Origin of the sequence: Caballeronia ptereochthonis (assembly GCF_001545075.1) — a bacterium.
GTDB lineage: Bacteria > Pseudomonadota > Gammaproteobacteria > Burkholderiales > Burkholderiaceae > Caballeronia > Caballeronia ptereochthonis.
This window is the reverse complement of record NZ_FCOB02000019.1, coordinates 46,889-63,976: the sequence shown is the minus strand read 5'-3', so window position 1 is coordinate 63,976 and position 17,088 is coordinate 46,889. Positions and strand designations below refer to the sequence as shown.

Annotated in this window: 14 protein-coding genes and 1 pseudogene; 9 read left to right on the top strand and 6 right to left on the bottom strand. The window is 67.2% G+C overall.

The window, feature by feature from the left end:
- Positions 1-25: 25 nt before the first annotated feature.
- The 6 genes from AWB83_RS20485 to AWB83_RS20460 are packed head-to-tail and all read right to left on the bottom strand — an operon-like array spanning position 26 to position 7,230.
- Entirely contained in the window at positions 26-859 is an 834-nt protein-coding gene (locus tag AWB83_RS20485; protein WP_087047443.1) for a polysaccharide deacetylase family protein, read from the bottom strand.
- The gene (locus tag AWB83_RS20480; protein WP_087047442.1) at positions 856-3,219 is read right to left on the bottom strand and encodes an MMPL family transporter; all 2,364 of its coding nucleotides are present in this window, start codon (positions 3,217-3,219) and stop codon (positions 856-858) included. The genes AWB83_RS20485 and AWB83_RS20480 overlap by 4 nt, the downstream gene beginning before the upstream one ends.
- Before the next feature lie 7 nt (positions 3,220-3,226).
- The gene (locus AWB83_RS20475; RefSeq protein WP_087047441.1) at positions 3,227-3,820 is read right to left on the bottom strand and encodes a LolA family protein; all 594 of its coding nucleotides are present in this window, start codon (positions 3,818-3,820) and stop codon (positions 3,227-3,229) included.
- Positions 3,821-3,824: 4 nt separating this feature from the next.
- On the bottom strand, positions 3,825-4,799 hold the full coding sequence (locus tag AWB83_RS20470; RefSeq protein ID WP_087047532.1) for a lysophospholipid acyltransferase family protein: 975 nt from the start codon (positions 4,797-4,799) through the stop codon (positions 3,825-3,827).
- A gap of 47 nt (positions 4,800-4,846) precedes the next feature.
- Complete coding sequence (locus AWB83_RS20465; RefSeq protein ID WP_087047440.1) at positions 4,847-6,532, bottom strand: ApeI family dehydratase; 1,686 nt, start codon at positions 6,530-6,532, stop codon at positions 4,847-4,849.
- 44 nt (positions 6,533-6,576) lie between these two features.
- A complete protein-coding gene (locus AWB83_RS20460) occupies positions 6,577-7,230 on the bottom strand; it encodes a COG4648 family protein (RefSeq protein WP_087047439.1) in 654 nt (217 codons plus the stop codon).
- 467 nt (positions 7,231-7,697) lie between these two features.
- Here AWB83_RS20460 and AWB83_RS20455 point away from each other — a divergent pair, with 467 nt between their 5' ends.
- The 9 genes and pseudogenes from AWB83_RS20455 to AWB83_RS20415 all read left to right on the top strand — a co-directional run bounded on the left by AWB83_RS20455 (position 7,698) and on the right by AWB83_RS20415 (position 17,042).
- The gene (locus AWB83_RS20455; protein ID WP_014252231.1) at positions 7,698-7,958 is read left to right on the top strand and encodes a phosphopantetheine-binding protein; all 261 of its coding nucleotides are present in this window, start codon (positions 7,698-7,700) and stop codon (positions 7,956-7,958) included.
- A gap of 165 nt (positions 7,959-8,123) precedes the next feature.
- Positions 8,124-8,840 carry a 3-oxoacyl-ACP reductase FabG gene (gene fabG, locus AWB83_RS20450; protein WP_087047438.1) on the top strand — a complete coding sequence of 239 codons (717 nt, stop codon included), beginning with the start codon at positions 8,124-8,126 and terminating at the stop codon, positions 8,838-8,840.
- A 78-nt stretch (positions 8,841-8,918) separates the two neighbouring features.
- Positions 8,919-10,247: an NAD(P)/FAD-dependent oxidoreductase gene (locus AWB83_RS20445; protein WP_087047531.1), complete on the top strand. Its 1,329-nt coding sequence runs from the start codon at positions 8,919-8,921 to the stop codon at positions 10,245-10,247.
- 5 nt (positions 10,248-10,252) lie between these two features.
- Positions 10,253-11,114, top strand: a pseudogene (locus AWB83_RS37305) (MipA/OmpV family protein).
- The gene (locus AWB83_RS20435; protein ID WP_087047437.1) at positions 11,107-11,916 is read left to right on the top strand and encodes a lysophospholipid acyltransferase family protein; all 810 of its coding nucleotides are present in this window, start codon (positions 11,107-11,109) and stop codon (positions 11,914-11,916) included. Before AWB83_RS37305 ends, AWB83_RS20435 begins: the two are co-directional and overlap by 8 nt.
- Before the next feature lie 61 nt (positions 11,917-11,977).
- Positions 11,978-12,745 (top strand): glycosyltransferase family 2 protein, encoded by a 768-nt coding sequence (locus AWB83_RS20430; RefSeq protein ID WP_087047436.1) that lies wholly within the window; start codon positions 11,978-11,980, stop codon positions 12,743-12,745.
- 437 nt (positions 12,746-13,182) lie between these two features.
- A complete protein-coding gene (locus AWB83_RS20425) occupies positions 13,183-13,908 on the top strand; it encodes a gluconate 2-dehydrogenase subunit 3 family protein (RefSeq protein ID WP_087047435.1) in 726 nt (241 codons plus the stop codon).
- Between the two features lie 4 nt (positions 13,909-13,912).
- Positions 13,913-15,688: a GMC family oxidoreductase gene (locus AWB83_RS20420; protein WP_087047434.1), complete on the top strand. Its 1,776-nt coding sequence runs from the start codon at positions 13,913-13,915 to the stop codon at positions 15,686-15,688.
- 10 nt (positions 15,689-15,698) lie between these two features.
- Positions 15,699-17,042, top strand: a complete 1,344-nt coding sequence (locus AWB83_RS20415; protein WP_087047433.1) for a c-type cytochrome — start codon at positions 15,699-15,701, stop codon at positions 17,040-17,042.
- The last annotated feature ends 46 nt before the right edge of the window (positions 17,043-17,088 follow it).

Genomic DNA, 17,088 nt, shown 5'->3' with positions numbered 1-17,088 from the left:
TGGATGAGCGGGGGGCTCGTGCAGTCTAGCGCAGCATCGGCGCGATCGCCCCGCGTAACGTCACGGTTTCGAGTTCCCTGCCGGCCGCCGCGCGCAGCACGGTATCGAGCGCCGCCAGCACGACGGGCGCGCCGTTCGCGTCCCTCGCGGCGTGCCCATCGTGGACGAGAAGAATGTCGCGCGCCGCGAGTCCGTGCAGCAAGCGACGCGCGACGAGCGCCGCATGCCCCGTCCGGGTATCGAAGCCGCGCCGCGTCCAGCTCGCGAGATGCAGGCCGAGCCCGCACAGCACAGGCTCGAGAAACGGATTGCGCAGCCCCGCGGGCGCGCGAAAGAAGAGCGGCCGCGTGCCCGCGATCTCGCCGAGCGTCGATTGCGCGGCTTCGATCTCGCGCCGCAACCCGCCCGGACCTAGCAGCGAAAAGTTGTGCCGATGCCGCTGGCTATGGTTTTCCACCGCATGCCCGCGCGCGACGATCGCCTCGACGATGCGCGGATGCCGCCGCGCCCGCTCGCCGATGCAGAAGAACGTCGCGCGGGCGCGGTGCGCGTCGAGCAGATCGAGTACGCGCGGCGTGACTTCGGGATCGGGACCATCGTCGATGGTGATCGCGATGCGCGCACTCGCCGATGCCGGCAGCGTCGTCCAGTTGTGACCGAGCAGGGTGCTGCGCGGCCACAGTCCCGCAGCCGTCAACGCGAGGTGCGACGCGATCACGCCGCCCGCCGCCCACGGCCAGGTCGCGGGCGATACGGCGAGCGCCGCCAGCGCGCCCGCGTGCACGGCCGCCGCGCCGCCGACGAGCGGCGTCGGCCGCCAGTGGCGCGGCTTGCCGGGTGCGGGCACGGGCGCGTTCATCGCGAATGCCCCGAGCGCGGCGCGAGTATCGCCGAGAACAGTAGCGCGAGAATCGCGCCGGGCCCGACCGTGAGGCCGAAAGTCTCGAGCATCGGCACGCTGGAGAGCGCGAGCAGCCCGAAGCCGAGAACGGTCGCCAGATTCGCGATCAGCAGCGACACGAGCGTTTGCGGCGAAATCGCGTTGCCGCCGGCATGCGCGCGATAGTTGAAGAAGAGCGCATAGTTCGAGCCGACCGCGACGATCAGCAGCATGCCGATCAGATGCAGGATCGTGAGCGACTTGCCCGCGAGCGCGAGCCCGGCGATCACGACGATCACCGCCGCGACCAGCGGCGCGAGCGTGCGTGCGGCGCGCACCGGCGAGCGCAGCGCAAGCACCAGGAGCACGACGATCGCCGCGAACCCGCCGAGCGAGAGGCGGATGTCCTCGCGCACGTAGTTCTGATAGAGGCGGTCGGCCTCGGCTTTCATGTCCACGAAAAGCGCGTCCGGCACGTGCGCCGCCGCCACCGCCGCGCGGATCTTCTGCGCCTGCACTTCCGAGCCTTCCGCCGCGCGCAGGGGCAGCATCGCGGTCCAGCGGCCGTCGCGTTCGGTGAGCAGGGAATCGACGGCGAGCGCCATCGACGTGCCTTGCAGATCGGCGCGGCGCAAGGGCGGCTGCGCGCGGGCCGCTTCGACATCGGCGATGAACGGCTCGAAGACTTTGGGCTTCACGCGGATCGTCTGATCCTGCAACGCCGCTGCGAGACGCGCGCGCAGATCGGCGGCGGCGGGCAGGCTCGCGACGCGCGCGCGCTGCGCGGCATCGCTCGGCAGATAGCGCGCCGGGCTCTCGTATCCGGCAATCACGCGCGCGTCGACCAGCGGCTGCAGCTGCTGCGCCACCGCTTCCGCGCGTTCGAGCGCGGCTTGCTCCGTCGCCGCCGATACCACGACGAGATAGCGCACATCGGGCGCGCCGACATCCGCGCGCAGGCGCTCGTCGAGCGCCTGACTCGCTTGCGGCACCGGGCTCAGCGCGGACAGTTCCTGGCTCCAGAGCCCGTGCCGCTGCATGAGCAGCGCCGCGACCGCCGCGACGATCAGCACCGCGAGCGGCACGCGCAGGCGCGACGCGCGTGCCGCCAAGCCCGTGAGCCGATTGCCGAGGCGCGACACATCGCGGATCGCGAAGCCTTGCGGCAGGAGATGCGGCAGCACGAAGCGCGTGACGATGCCCGCCGTCGACAAGCCGACGATCGAATACAGTCCGAGTTGCACGAGGCCCGGGAAGCCGGAGAAGAGCATCGACGCGAAGCCGCAGATCGAGGTCAGCACGCCGAGGCGGATCGTCGGCCAGAAGCCCGAGACCCAGTCCTTGAGCGATTCGCGCCGCTGCACGCCCGCCGACTGCACGAAGAGATAGATCGAGTAATCGACGGCCTCGCCGATCAGCGTCGTGCCGAAGCCGAGCGTCAGGCCGTGCACGGTGCCGAATGCGAGGCTCACGGCGGCCACCCCGGCGGCCACGCCCGAAAGAACCGGCATCAGGCCGAGCAGCAAGGTCGGCACCGAGCGATATACCGCGAGCAACAGCGCGACGATCAGCACGATGCTCGCGGCGGACAGCCAGCGCACGTCGCGCATGATCGTGTCGCGGGTCTCGACGGCGAACACGCCGGGGCCCGTCATCAGCAACCGGTAGGGCGACGCGCCCGGCGCGGCTTGCCGGAACGCATCGCGGATCGCGGCCATCGCGCTCGCCTGCGCGTCCGTGTCGGAGCCGGCGCTCGCGGTCTGCGCGAGCAGCACCGCGCGCTTGCCGTCGCGCGATGCCCACACGCCGTCCTGCATCACGGGCTGCGCGCCGCTGTCCAGCTGGCTCACGAGCGCGGTCACTTCGCCGGTCGGATCGTGCGGCAGCAGGTCCTTCGCCATCATGCCGGCGGAAGAGGTCAGCAGGTCGAGGCTGGCGGCGAGCGCATCCTTGAGACCCGTTTCGCTGAAGCGCGCGGGTGTGACCGCCGGACTCAGCTGATAGCGATGCTCATAGACGAAGCGCTCGTCGCGCGCCTGCGCGACCGGCTCGCCGTTGTTGATCGCGGAAAAGCGCTTGTCCTCGCGCAGTTTCGCCGCGATCCTGCGCGAAACCTCCGCGCGGCCGGCCGCATCGCCGCCCTCCACGCCGACGAGTATCAGCCGCGACACGAGCCCGTCGCGCAATTGCTCGACGAGCACGCGCTGCTGCGCGCTCGGCGAGCGCGGCAGGAAAGCGGAGAGATCGGCGGAAAAGCTGGCGCGCGCGATGACCGCCGCGCACACCGCGAGAAAGCACAGCCAGACGAGTACGGCGGGCTGACGGAGAACCGCGCGCATGCCGTGTTCAGTGTGACGATGCGTCTTGCAGGCGCATCAGCGAGCGGTCGCCGTCGGCCTGCCTGATCTCGACGCGCGCGAGCGTCGCGCCCGTGCCGGCGAGCGTGATCTCGCTCACCTTCTTCTGCATGCGCGAATCGGTCGGCACGAGCGTGAGCGTCCAGTTATCGCCCTGGCCGGCGATCGACACCTTGTACGCGTTTTCCAGCGCGAAGCGGTTGCCCGCGAGCGTCGCGCGGATGCTGTCGATGAACGCGCCCAGCTCCGGATAGTTGCGCAGCGCAATGGTGACCTTGCGGCCGTTGCGATCGACGGTGAGCATGTCGCCATCGACGACGAGATTCTCCGGCTTCGGGCTGAGCGTGTGCTTCTCGAGGTGATCGGGCGCGACGAAAACGAGTTCGCCCGACGATTCCAGCGGCTCCTGCGCGATCTTCAGATAGCGCGTCTCGGTGAAGTGCGCGCGCCCGGATTTCTTCGCGCCGAGCGTGTTCATCAGGCGGTCGAGCGTCCAGCCGGAAGCGGGCGCGTCCGCCGCGACGGCGAGCGTCGAGGCGGCGCAGAGAACGGCGGCGCTCAGCACCGCGGAAAAAACTCGCATGAGCTCAGGAATCCCTCGTGACTTCCTGCAGGCGGGCGCCCGTCGCGCGCGGGGAGGGTTGCGCCGGTTCCCGCGCGGCGTTCGCCTGCCAGAAGTCGAAATAATTGAACCAGTTGTATGGCGCCGCGCGACAGTACTTCTCCAGCAGGGCGACGTAGCGCGTGAGCGCGGCGTCGACAGCGGCGGCGCGCTCGCTGCGCCCGATCTTCGAGAAATCGGCGAGCGTCTCGAAATGGATATCGTAGCGGTTGCCGCCCAGATAGAGTCCCGTCATGAAGACGACCGGACGCCGCAGCACCGCCGCCATATGCAGCGGCCCGAGCGGAAACGCGGCGGGCGCGCCGAGGAAATCGCGCTCCTTCAAGGTGTCGCCCGCCTGGCGCAGCGTGCGGTCCGCGAGTATGCCCACGAGACTGCCCGCATCGAGCCGCTCGCGCACCTTGAGCATCGCATCGACCTTGCCGAGGCCGATCACGTCGTGATGCGCGGCCGGGTTCACGGCGGCGAGAATCGCGTTGATCTTGCGCGCATTCTCCTCGTACATCGTGATCGCGATGCGGATATGCGGCTGTGCCCGCCCGATCGCGCGCACCACTTCGAAGCTGCCGAGATGCGCGCCCATCAGGAAAGCGCCGCCCCCGCCCGCGAGCGCGGCCTCGACATCCTCGACGCCGTGCGTACGGATATCGAACAGATCGAAGCGTTCGTTGAGCAGATAGATGCGGTCGTGAATCGTCGATGCGAACGAGAACACGTGGCGATAGCCGTCGCGCCAGCCCGCGTGCCGGCCGAGCGCGCGATTCAGATAGCCGCGCGAAGCACGCCGTGCCGACGGCGCGAACAGCACGAAATACGCGGTGATGATCCGCAGCAGCACGCGCCCCGCGCGCCGCCCGAAGCGCAGCGACACCCACGTCATGAAGCGCAGCAAGGCGAGGTTGCTGCGTTCCTGGCGCTCGGCCCAGTCGTCGCGGTTCATGCGCGGCTTGTTCACGATACGTGCGTGTCCGTGGCTGTCGATGTCGATTATGCCGACGGCGCCGCGAGCGCGCCGCTCGCCACCGCCCGTTCGCCCGCGCGGATCGTGAAGCGGATCGCGCCGCTCGCCGCCGTTTCGAACGCGATGTCCAGCGCCTCGCCCGGTTCCGCCGGGCTCAGGAACTTCGCCGATTCGATCCTGCAGGCGTCGAAGCTGCGCCCGAGCGCCGAGCCGATCGCATCGAGCGCGTGATCGAGCAGCACGACGCCCGGCACGATCGGACGTCCGGGAAAATGCCCGGCCAGGGCCGGATGCTCGCGCGGCACGGTGAACGTGAGCGCCGAACGGCGGTTGCGCTCCTGCTCGATCAGTTGCGTCAGCACCTCGCGCGGCAGCTTGCCGGTGGCGTTGCGCGGCAGCGCGTCGACGAAGAGCAGCGGACGCGGCATGAACGCGGCATCGATGCGCTCGCGCAGCGCGCGCTGCAAGTCCGCCGCCGCAAGCCCGGGCGCGACGACGAGCGCCATCAGCCGCCGCACCGGCTCGCCGTCGCCTTGGCCCTCGCGGGCTTCGTCGGGCATGTAGAACACGCCGTCGACGACCCCCGGCACCGCATTCAGCTGATGATTCAGATACGCGAGCGAGGTCCGCTTGCCGGCGATGTTGATGAGGTCCGCCTTGCGTCCGTGCAGCAGGAAATGCGTGTCGTCGATGAGTTCGAGGGCGTCGCCCATCGGCACCGGCACCTCGACGTGGCCGCCCGATGCCCACATCGTCGGCGTGGCGTCTTCATCGTCGCGGGCATCGTCGTGGCGCGGTTCCAGGCAGATGTCCGGAAACAGCTCCCACGCGGCGGTGCGCGCGGTGCGGCGCGTCGCGATCTGGCCGGTTTCGGTACTGCCGTAGATTTCCATCAGCGGCGCCCGCAGGCGCTCTTCCGCGTCCAGCGCGAGCTTTTCCGAGAGCGGCGCGGTCGCCGACAGCACGAGCGACGCGCGCGGCAGCGCTTCCTCGTTCGCGAAGAGCGCGCGAAGGTGGATCGGCGAGCTCACGAGCACGCGCGGCTCGGGCACGGCTTCGAGTTCCGCGCGGATATCGACGGGATAGAACGGCTGGCGGTTGCTGAACGCGAGGCCGCCGAGCAGCGCGAGCAGCACGGTCGATTCGAAGCCGTACATGTGCTGCGGCGGCACCGTGCCGACGAGCGTGGCGGGTGCGTCGCCGAGGAGGCCGAGACGGGCCGCCGCCGCGCGCACGTTCCTGACCAGAAACCCCCACGTCTTGCGATGCGGCACCGGCGCGCCGGTCGAGCCCGACGTGAACACGTAGGCCACGACGCGCGCACCGTCGATGTGCGGCACAAGGGTTTCAGAATCGGCTGCAATCCGTACGCCTGCGGCCTTGGGATAGCGGAAGCGCGGCAGATCGATCGCGCAGTCGTCGCTGTCGTGCAGACAGAAGGCGTCGGGCGCGAAGGAGGCGAGGGCGCGCACCATTTCCGGCGTGTGCGTCGACGGCAGCAGGCTCGTCTTGCCCGCGACGAGCGTCGCGCAAAGGCTCACCGTGAAGCGGTAGCGATCCGTGCACACGTTGAACACATGAGCGCCTTCGGGCAATGCGCCCGCAACCCGCTGCACGTCGGCAAGGAACTCGTGCACGCTGACGGGCGCGCCGTCGCGCCAAGCGAGCGTCTGATCCGGCGACGAATGGAAAACCAGCGGAAATGTGGGCATGGGATCGTTATCGGACGACTACAGGACGCACTTGCGGGGCGAAATCACTGTGCGCCGCTCCTGCGCATCTGCATCGAATGCAGATAGGCGCGGACGGCGTCCATGATGCTCGACGGCTCCATGTCCGGCAGCGCGATGCGGCGGCACGCGTACTCGGCGACGAACATCAGCCCGACGAGCGGCAGCGCCAGATAGTTGGCGAACGTGGACCACGCGACGATCGACGCGCCCGCGAACAGCACGGTCGACACCAGCGCGGTGGCGACGAAAAACAGCGTCCATGCCAGTGTGACGCGCCGGGTGTAGCGCGCGACGCGCGGCTCGAGCCTGCCGTGGACCATGGTGGCGAACTGGGTGCAGAGCGGCTCGCGTCCGGAAACGAGCGTGCGCCCGAACATCCATGCGAGCGCGAGGTTGAAGCTCGCGTGCTCCAGCCAGAGGCCCCAGCCGAAGTGCGCGGTGAGGGGTGCGCGCCCGAGCCACAGGACGACGCAGGCGAGCGCCCAGAGCGGCAGCAGCCAGGCGCGCGCATCCGACCGCATGGCGGCGCTGAGCGTGATCAGCAGAAGCGGCCCGATGACGAGCGCGAGCCCGAGACCGTGCGCGCCCGGCGTGGCCGCGGCATGATGCGCGGCGCACTGATAGGCGACGATCGCGGCTACGACGCCCGCCGCGCGCAACAGGCGGGCGGCGCTCATCGGCGAACCTCCGTCGAACGCGACGGACGCGCGGCTCGCCCATAGGGCGCTTGTGGGTGGAAAAAATTACGCAACATGGATAGCGGCTGCGGCGCTTTTCGAAGCGCTCGGTTTGTTGAACAAAGACTCGGCAGTCGCCCGCCTGACGTTTATTTTCTCGCGCGGGTGCGAGCCCGGTCTGTAACCGATTGTTCGATGCTCTTACATTCGTCAGACGGAGCGGATTTTACCCTACGGGCGCAGCCGCCCCGCCCATCAGCGAAACCGCTGATTTTTCTCGGAAATATCGTGGCGAAAGGCACCGTATGGCCGGTTACCTTTCCTACTAGGCGTCCCAAGGGGCTTCGTCTAGAATTTCGCCACTGCAATTATCTCGATAACAGGCGACCGGCAGCGGGGCGGTAAACGCGGGGCGCACGTCTTCCGAGCTGCCCTTGCCGCGCGTTTTTGCGCTGGTCCGACACACGATGAATGAACTGGAAAGAGAGCTCGCCGAGCTGATCGTCGCCGAACTGAATCTCGAGGACGTCGATCCCAAGGCCGTCTCGGCCGATACGCGGTTGTATGAAGAAGGTTTCGGGCTCGATTCCATCGACATTCTGGAGATCGCACTGCTGATCTCGAAGAAATACGGGTTCGAGTTGCGCTCGGACAACCCGGACAACCAGAAGATCTTCGCGAATCTCGGTGCGCTCGCGGCGCACGTCGCCGCGCATCGCACGCGGTGAACAAGCGCGGCCTCATGGGCTGACGGCCGCTGTCATGCGGATGAAATCGGCCGCATCGAGACTGGACGACGCGCACGCTCGTGCGCTTTCGATGCGGCAGGCCGATGCGGCCGCGCAACACGGAAAACCGACAAGCGGAGTGCAATCGATGACGGGAGCCAAGCCATGCGCGCGCTCGTGACGGGCGGCAGCGGCGCGATCGGACAGGCCATCAGCCGCGCGCTGGCGGCGGCCGGACACGAGGTCTGGATTCACGCGAACGGCGGCATCGAGCGCGCTGAAAGCTGCGTGCAGGCAATCCGCGCGGCGGGCGGCACGGCGCACGCGATCGCCTTCGACGTGACCGATCCCGACGCCGCCGAAATCGCGCTCGCGCGCATTCTCGCGGACGGCCCCGTGCAGATTCTCGTCAACAACGCGGGCATCCACGACGACGCGCCGATGGCCGGCATGACCCGCCAGCAGTGGCGGCGCGTGCTCGACGTCACGCTCGACGGCTTTTTCAACGTCACGCAGCCACTGCTCATGCCGATGATCCGCACGCGCTGGGGACGCATCGTCAACATGTCGTCGCTGTCGGGGCTGATGGGCAATCGCGGGCAGGTCAACTACGCGGCCGCGAAAGCGGGCCTGATCGGCGCGACGCGCGCGCTCGCGCAGGAACTGGCCTCGCGCGGCATCACGGTGAATGCGGTGGCGCCGGGCGTCATCGATTCGCCGATGCTGGGCAATGCGTTTCCGCCCGAGCGCATCAAGCAGCTGGTGCCGGCGCAGCGCGCGGGCACGGCGGAGGAAGTCGCGGGCATGGTCGCCTATTTGGTCTCGGACGCGGCGGCTTATGTCACCGGACAGGTGTTGTCGATCAACGGCGGGATCGCCTAGCGCCTCTTCAGGGCGCGCCCATCGGCGAACAGGCAGGCAATCCAGAGGAGCATGATGAGCGAAGCGACGCAGACCGGCATGCAGGACCACGTACAAACCTGGGACGTGGCGGTGATCGGTGGCGGACCCGCCGGATCGACGGCGGCGACGCTGCTCGCCGAGCGCGGCTATCGCGTGCGGGTGCTGGAAAAGGCGCGGCATCCGCGCTTTCACATCGGCGAATCGCTTCTGCCGGCCAACTTGCGGCTCTTCGACAAGCTCGGTGTCGCCGAGGAGGTGCGCGCGATCGGCATGGTCAAGCTCGCGGCCGAGTTCGTGTCGCCGCAGCATGACAATCGCACGCAGCGCTTCCTTTTCGCCGACGCCTGGGACAAGTCGATGCCGAGCGCCTATCAGGTGCGCCGCTCCGAGCTCGACGAGATTCTGCTGCGCAATGCCGCGAAGCACGGCGCGCAGGTGAGCGAGGGGTGCCGCGCGCGCGACATCGTTTTCGCGCCCGATGGCGCGAGCGCCAAGATCAGCGCCGAGCACGAGGATGGACGCGTCGAGGAAGTGCGCGCGCGTTTCGTCGTCGACGCGTCGGGGCGCGATACGCTGCTCGCGAATCACTTCAAGACCAAGCGCCGCAACGCGCGCCACAACTCGTCGGCGCTCTATGGCCACTTCCGCAACGCGCGCCGCAACGAGGGCGCGAACGAAGGCAACATCACCGTGTTCTGGTTCGAGCACGGCTGGTTCTGGTTCATTCCGCTCGCGGACGGCGCGACGAGCGTCGGCGCGGTCGTGTGGCCGGCTTATCTGAAGCGCCGTCCGAAGGGCACATCGGTGGATGCGTTCTTTCGCGAGACCATCGCGCTCTGTCCGCCGCTCGCCGAGCGCCTGAAGGATGCCGAACTGATGAGCGAAGTCCACGCCACGGGCAATTACTCGTACACCGGCGACATGACGCACGGGCGCAATTTCCTGCTGCTCGGCGACGCGTTCGCGTTCATCGATCCCGTGTTCTCGTCCGGCGTGATGCTCGCGATGCAGAGCGCATTCGCGGGCGCGGAGGCGATCGATGCGGCGCTGACGCATCCGGCGCGCGCGCAGGCCGCGCTCGCCAGGTTCGATCGCGACGTGCGCCACGGTCCGCGCGAGTTCTCGTGGTTCATCTATCGCATGACCTCGCCGACGATGCGCAATCTCTTCATGGGCCCGCGCAATCCGCTGCGCATGAAGGAAGCGCTGCTCTCGCTGCTCGCGGGCGACATCTTCGGCACGACGCCGATCTGGCATTCGCTGCGCGCGTTCAAGGGCGTCTACTACATCGCGGCGACGCTCGACTGGCGCAATTCGCTGCGCGCGTACCGCATGCGCCGCCGCAACCTGAACGATGCCGAACGCGCGGAGATGTCGGCCAATTGACCACGATGCCGGTATTCGATCCGCCGTGCTGGCTGCGCTTCGCGCCCATCGTCATGCTCTTCCTCGCGACCAGGGCGGCGGGCGCGGATGAAGCGCCGCCGCCGTCCAAGCCATTGTGGGAGCTCGGCATCGGCATGGGGGTGGCCGCGTTTCCGCACTATCCGGGCTCGGACCAGACGCGCGCGTGGGTCTTTCCGTTTCCGTACATCGTCTATCGCGGCAAGTTCTTTCGCGCGGACCGCGACGGCGTGCGCGGCCAGTTGATCGACACCGACCGCGTGAACCTCAACATCAGCGTGCTCGGTTCGCTGCCCGTTTCCAGCCGCGACGACAACGCGCGCGCCGGCATGCCGGACCTGAAACCGACCATCGAAATCGGTCCGTCGGTGGAAGTGCATTTTTGGCGCTCGCCTTCGCGCGACATGCTGCTCGACCTGCGCATGCCGTTGCGCCTCGGCATCACGCTGGAATCGTCGCCGAAGACGGTCGGCTGGCAGTTCGAGCCGAACCTGAATCTGGATCTCGTCGACGTCGCGGGCGTCCCGGGCCTGCGGGTCGGCATGTTCGCCGGCCCGATGTTCGCCGACCGCAAGTACAGCGACCATTACTACACGGTCGCGCCGCCATACGCGACGCCCGGCCGTCCCGCGTTCGACGCGAGCGGCGGCTACGCGGGCGCAGGCGCTCGTGTCGATGTCGCGGCGCTTCAGCCGCTACTGGGTCGGTGCGTTCGTGCGCTATGCCAATCTCGCGGGCGCGCATTTCGCCGACAGCCCGCTCGTGCGTCAGAAGAGCGTGCTCTCCGGCGGCGTGGCGGTGGCGTGGGTGTTCGGGCAATCGTCGAAAACGGTGGCGAGCGATGAGTGACGCCCATCGGAAAATCGGCGGCGCGGGCGACAAGCCGTCGCTTTTCGGGGCGCTCGAATCCGCGTGGCAGTGCGTGGCGTTCTACTTCGCGCTCGTGGTGCTCGCGTTCGTGTGCCTCGCATGGCTTCCGTTCGCGTGGGCGCTGCGGCGCGTGCTCTCCGTCGATGCGGGGCGGCGTGTCGGACGCTCCGTCGTGCAGCGCGTGTGGCACATGTATTTCGTGCTCCTGCGCACGCTCGGCGCGTGCCGCTTCGATCTCTCCGGGCTCGATTCGCTCGCCGGCCAGTCCGCGATGATCCTCGCGCCGAATCATCCGTGCCTGCTCGATGCGTTGCTCATCGCCTCGCGCGTGCCGGACACCTGCTGCGTAATGAAGGGCGATGTCGCGGGCAACGTGTTCCTCGGGCCGGGCGCGCTGCTCGCGGGCTATATCGTCAACGACACGCCCGTCGGGCTGATTCGCGCCGCCGTCGCCGAGCTGCGGCGCGGCAGCCCGCTGCTGCTGTTTCCGGAAGGAACGCGCACCGAAAGGGCTTCGGTGAATCCGCTGAAGGGCGGCATCGCGCTCATCGCGGCGCGCGCGCAGGTGCCGGTGCAGACGCTCATCATCGAGACGGATTCGGGCTTTCTCGGCAAGGGCTGGCAGATCTTCAGGAAGCCGGCGTTGCCCATCACCTATCGCGTGACCCTCGGCCGCCGCTTCGCGCCGCCGGGACGCGATCACGCCGCGTTGCAGGCATTCATCGCCGAGCTGCAGCGCTTCTATGCGGGCGAGCTCGATACGCATCGCCCGCGCGACTGAAAGCGCGCGCGCCGGCAGCCGGTAAAATTCCCCGCATCGCTCCCGCTTTCTGTCTTTCCTCATGCTTTCGACACGCGCATCGTCCACGCATCTCGTCCTCATTCCGAGCTACAACCCCGGCGAGAAAGTCGACGAAACGGTGCGCGGCGCGCGCGAGCAGTGGAACCCGGTGTGGGTCGTCGTCGACGGCAGCACGGACGGCAGCGCCGAGCGCCTCGCGAAAATGGCGCAAGCCGATCCCGGCCTGCGCGTGATCGTGCTGCCGGAAAATCGCGGCAAGGGCGCGGCGATTCTCGCGGGCCTCGACGAAGCGGCGAAGCTCGGCTTCACGCACGCGCTCACGATGGACTCGGACGGCCAGCATCCCGCCGCGCTGATCCGCACGTTCATGCAGACGTCGATGTCCGCACCCGATGCGATGATCCTCGGCCGCCCCAGGTTCGATGCGAGCGCGCCGCAGTTGCGCGTGCAGGGACGGCGCGTCTCGAACGGCTGGGCGAACCTGGAGACGCTGTGGATGGGCATCGGCGATTCGCTGTACGGCTTTCGCGTCTATCCGATCGCGCCGCTCGCCGCGCTGATGCGCAAGCAGACATGGATGCGCCGCTTCGACTTCGATCCGGAAGCGGTGGTGCGGCTGTGCTGGCGCGGCGTGCGTCCGATCAACCTCGACGCGCCGGTGCGTTACTTCACGCCGGAAGAGGGCGGCGTCTCGCATTTCCATTATGGCCGCGACAACCTGCTGCTCACATGGATGCACACGCGGCTGTTCTTCGGCTTCCTGCTGCGCTTGCCGCTGCTCATAGGGCGGCGCGCGACCGGGCGTTGAAACGCCGGGTCCGATTCAATCCGCATTCGACGTGTGGCCGCTGGACGCCGCGAGACGAATAAAAATATAAGAATGCGTTTCTAGTCTTTTTCAATTCATTACCTTTTTTCGATCGACCGGATTTCATTCGATACGCGGTTCGATTCCTCCCGGCATATTTGATATCGACAGCTGCGCCATATGCATTCTGGCGCCGCACCCTGGCGAAGCCATGCCGCGCGCGGGTTTGCACGGTGCGCTTTCTCGACCGAAGCCACAGCCGCATTCAACGTTTTCAATTTTCAACGTTTTTGGCCGGATGGATCGGTCATACTAAGTAGTTGTGCCAGACAATCATTCGGCGCGGCGCATGTGTGCGAATTGGTTTGTTTGATTCGAAACATTTTGCGTGAAGCCGATTCGAACTACTAAAAAAACAGAATCCAGGGAAAGAGAAAATGCCCATTGATCAGGAGCCCCGCCGCCGCTTCCTGCGGCAGGTGCTCGCCATCGTGCCGGCCGCGTCCGTCGCGTCCGGAACCGCCCTCACGCAGGCCGCGTGCAGCCCGTCGTCACAAGCGGATGGCGCGCCATCATCGGATACCTACCATCGCGTCTACTTCCAGGCCGCCGAATGGCGTTTCCTTCTGGCCGCGGTCGATCGCCTGATCCCCGAGGACGAGTACGGTCCCGGCGCGCTGAAGGCAGGCGTGCCGGAGTTCATCGACCGGCAAATGGAGACGCCTTACGGCCACGGCAGGCTCTGGTACATGCAGGGCCCGTTTCACCCGGATCAGCCGGCCGAACTCGGCTATCAGTTGAATCTGTTGCCGCGCGACATCTATCGCCTGGGCATCAAGGCATGCGACGACTGGTGTGCGAAGCGGTATGCAGGCAAGGCCTTCGCGGATCTCGACATCGTCGCTCAGGAGGATGTGCTCGCGCGGCTGGAGCACGGGCAGATCGAATTCGACGCGGTGCCTTCGCAAACCTTCTTCTCGCATCTCCTCAGGAACACGAAGGAGGGCTTTTTCGCCGACCCGATCCACGGCGGCAACAAGGGCATGATCGGCTGGAAGATGATCGGCTTCCCGGGCGCGCGCGCGGACTTCGCGGACTGGATCGATCGGCCGAACGTGAAATATCCGTACGGTCCCGTTTCGATCGACGGCAGGAGAGCATAAGACGATGGCAATCAGGAAGAACAAGGTCGATTGCGTGATCGTCGGTTTCGGCTGGACGGGCGCGATCCTCGCGCAGGAGCTGACCGAGGCGGGGCTCGACGTCGTCGCACTGGAGCGAGGCCCGATGCGCGACACGCCGACGGATGCCGAATATCCCAAGGTGATCGACGAGCTCGCCTACCTGCAACGCAACAAGCTTTTCCAGAATCTTTCTGGCGAGACGGTGACGATCCGTCATGGCGTCGACGATCTCGCGGTGCCGTATCGCCAGCATGGCTCCTTCCTGCTCGGCAACGGCGTGGGCGGCGCGGGCTTCCACTGGAACGGCATGCACTATCGCATCCTGCCGGAGGAGCTGCAGTTGCGCACGCGGTATGAGGAACGCTACGGCAGGAAGTTCATCCCCGAAGGGATGACAGTGCAGGACTTCGGCATCACCTATGACGAGCTCGAACCGCATTTCGATTTCGCCGAGAAAGTGTTCGGCACGTCGGGAAAGGCGGGCAATCTCAACGGACAGATGCAAGCGGGCGGCAACCCGTTCGAGGGACGGCGCTCGGGCGACTACCCCACGCCGCCGCTCAGGAACACCTACGGCGCGCAACTCTTCGAGAAGGCGGCGCGCGAGGCGGGCTTTCATCCGTATCACGCGCCTGCGGCGAACGCTTCCGTGCCGTACACGAACCCGTATGGCGTGCGGCTCGGGCCATGCAACTTCTGCGGCTTCTGCGAGCAGTTCGGTTGCTACATGTATTCGAAGGCATCGCCGCAGACCACCATCCTGCCGGTGCTGCTCAAGAACCCGAAGTTCGAGCTGCGCGCGCATGCCTACGTGACCCGCGTCCTGCTCGATTCGGACAGGAAGCGCGCAACCGGCGTGACTTATATCGACGCGCAAGGCCGCGAAGTCGAGCAGCCGGCGGATCTCGTGATCGTCGCGGCATTCCAGATGCACAACGTGCGCCTGTTGCTGCTCTCGGGCATCGGCAAGCCCTATGACCCGAAGACGGGCCAGGGCGTCGTCGGCAAGAACTATGCATATCAGATGAATGGCGGCGTCAACGTGCTGCTGCCCAAGGGCGAGTTGATGAATCCGTTCATCGGCACGGGCGCGGGCGGCGTCGCCATGGACGATCTCAACGGCGACCAGTTCGATCATGGCCCGCTCGGCTTCCTCGGCGGCGCGAGCATTCGTCACGTCACTTACAGCGGACGGCCGATCAATTTCACGCCCACGGTGCCCGGCACGCCGTCCTGGGGCAGCAAGTGGAAGGCGGGCGTGACGGATGCCTATCAGCGCTTCCTCACCATCGGCATTTCCGGCTCGGTGATGCCTTACCGCGACGCCTATCTCGATCTCGATCCGACTTACCGTGACGCACACGGCCTGCCGCTCCTGCGCATGACCTTCGACTGGCACGACAACGAATACGCGATGCTCGGCTACATGGGCGATCGCATGGAGGAAGTCGCGAAAACGATGAAGCACGAGGCGTACTTCAAGGCCATCCGCAAGAAGGGCGATCGCTACGACACGCGCGCGTATCAGTCCACGCACACGACGGGCGGCGCGATCATGGGCGCTTCGCCGCAAACGAGTGTCGTGAACAAGTACCTGCAGAGCTGGGACGTGCACAACGTGTTCGTGACGGGCGCCTCTGCGTTCCCGCAGAACATGGGCTATAACCCGACGGGCGTCGTGGCCGCGCTCGCGTTCCACACGGCGAAGGCGATCCGCGAGCAGTATCTGAAACAACCGGCTCCGCTGGTGCAGGCTTGAGGAGACGGCGATGAACAGGAAGAAACTCGCCGCGGCGGCGGTGTCGTCGGCCATCGTCGCGGCTGCGGCATGGGCCGTGCAGGCGCTTGCCGATCACGCGGCATCGCCACTCGCGGGCGTGACGGGCGGCGCGGACCAGCAACTGATCGAGCGCGGACGCTATCTCGCGCAGGTTGGCGATTGCGTCGCGTGTCATACGGCCAAAGGCGGTAAGCCGTTCGCGGGCGGGCTTGGCATCGCTTCGCCAATCGGCACGATCTATTCGAGCAACATCACGCCGGACGAGAAGACAGGTATCGGCGGCTATACGCTCCAGGCGTTCGATCGCGCGGTGCGGCATGGCATCGCGAAGGACGGGTCGACGCTTTATCCCGCGATGCCGTACGCATCGTACGCGAAGGTCGAGCCCTCCGATGTGAAGGCGCTCTACGCGTACTTCATGAACGGCGTGCAGCCGGTCTCGCAGGCCAACCGCGCGACCGACATCCCCTGGCCGCTCTCGATGCGCTGGCCGCTGCGCTTCTGGCGCATGATCTTCGCGCCCGCGGCGGTCGCCGACGGCGCACCGCCGCCCGAGGGCTCCGCCGCGCGTGGACGCTATCTCGTCGCGGGTCTCGGCCACTGCGGCGAGTGTCACACGCCGCGCGGCGTCGGCTTGCAGATGAAGACGCTGAGTGATGCCGACCCGCTGTATCTGTCGGGCGGCGTGGTCGACGGCTACCTCGCGAAGAGCCTGCGTGGCGACGTCAAGGACGGCCTGGGCGCGTGGAGCGAGGCGGATATCGCCGCGTTCCTGAAGAGCGGGCGCACCGGGCATGCGGCGGCGTTCGGCGGCATGAAGGACGTGGTCGAGGACAGCACGCAGCACATGAGCGATGCCGATCTCACGTCGATTGCGCGCTATCTCAAGACCTTGTCGCCCATTCGCGGCCCGGAGGGGGCGCTCAGGCCCGACGAAACGGTCGCGCTCGAACTGCGCGCCGGCACCGGTGCGGGCAACGGCGCGCTTACCTATGTCGACAATTGCGCGGCGTGCCATCGCACGAGCGGTGCGGGTTACGGCGGCACGTTTCCGAAGCTCGGCCTAAATTCCGTGGTGAATTCCGACGACCCGGGTTCGCTCATCACGCTGGTGCTGAAGGGCGGCGAAATGCCGTGGACGAAGGCCGCGCCGACCCACTACGGCATGCCCGGCTTCGCGGACCGCCTGACCGACCGTGACATCGCCGACGTGCTCACGTTCGTGCGATCGAGCTGGGGCAATCGCGCCCCGGCCGTGACGGCGGAGCGTGTCGCGAAGCTTCGCAAGGCGCTCGGCGCGGCTCCGCCGCCGAACCGGCCGGAGAATGGCTGACCGGCTCCGGGCAAAATGCGGCGGGCGCATCATCGACCGCCTGCCG

Coding starts and splice junctions, on each gene's coding strand:
- AWB83_RS20485 (WP_087047443.1), bottom strand. CDS start 859: ATGAACGCGCCCGTGCCCGCACCCGGCAAGCCGCGCCACTGGCGGCCG.
- AWB83_RS20480 (WP_087047442.1), bottom strand. CDS start 3,219: ATGCGCGCGGTTCTCCGTCAGCCCGCCGTACTCGTCTGGCTGTGCTTT.
- AWB83_RS20475 (WP_087047441.1), bottom strand. CDS start 3,820: ATGCGAGTTTTTTCCGCGGTGCTGAGCGCCGCCGTTCTCTGCGCCGCC.
- AWB83_RS20470 (WP_087047532.1), bottom strand. CDS start 4,799: ATGAACCGCGACGACTGGGCCGAGCGCCAGGAACGCAGCAACCTCGCC.
- AWB83_RS20465 (WP_087047440.1), bottom strand. CDS start 6,532: ATGCCCACATTTCCGCTGGTTTTCCATTCGTCGCCGGATCAGACGCTC.
- AWB83_RS20460 (WP_087047439.1), bottom strand. CDS start 7,230: ATGAGCGCCGCCCGCCTGTTGCGCGCGGCGGGCGTCGTAGCCGCGATC.
- AWB83_RS20455 (WP_014252231.1), top strand. CDS start 7,698: ATGAATGAACTGGAAAGAGAGCTCGCCGAGCTGATCGTCGCCGAACTG.
- fabG (WP_087047438.1), top strand. CDS start 8,124: ATGCGCGCGCTCGTGACGGGCGGCAGCGGCGCGATCGGACAGGCCATC.
- AWB83_RS20445 (WP_087047531.1), top strand. CDS start 8,919: ATGCAGGACCACGTACAAACCTGGGACGTGGCGGTGATCGGTGGCGGA.
- AWB83_RS20435 (WP_087047437.1), top strand. CDS start 11,107: ATGAGTGACGCCCATCGGAAAATCGGCGGCGCGGGCGACAAGCCGTCG.
- AWB83_RS20430 (WP_087047436.1), top strand. CDS start 11,978: ATGCTTTCGACACGCGCATCGTCCACGCATCTCGTCCTCATTCCGAGC.
- AWB83_RS20425 (WP_087047435.1), top strand. CDS start 13,183: ATGCCCATTGATCAGGAGCCCCGCCGCCGCTTCCTGCGGCAGGTGCTC.
- AWB83_RS20420 (WP_087047434.1), top strand. CDS start 13,913: ATGGCAATCAGGAAGAACAAGGTCGATTGCGTGATCGTCGGTTTCGGC.
- AWB83_RS20415 (WP_087047433.1), top strand. CDS start 15,699: ATGAACAGGAAGAAACTCGCCGCGGCGGCGGTGTCGTCGGCCATCGTC.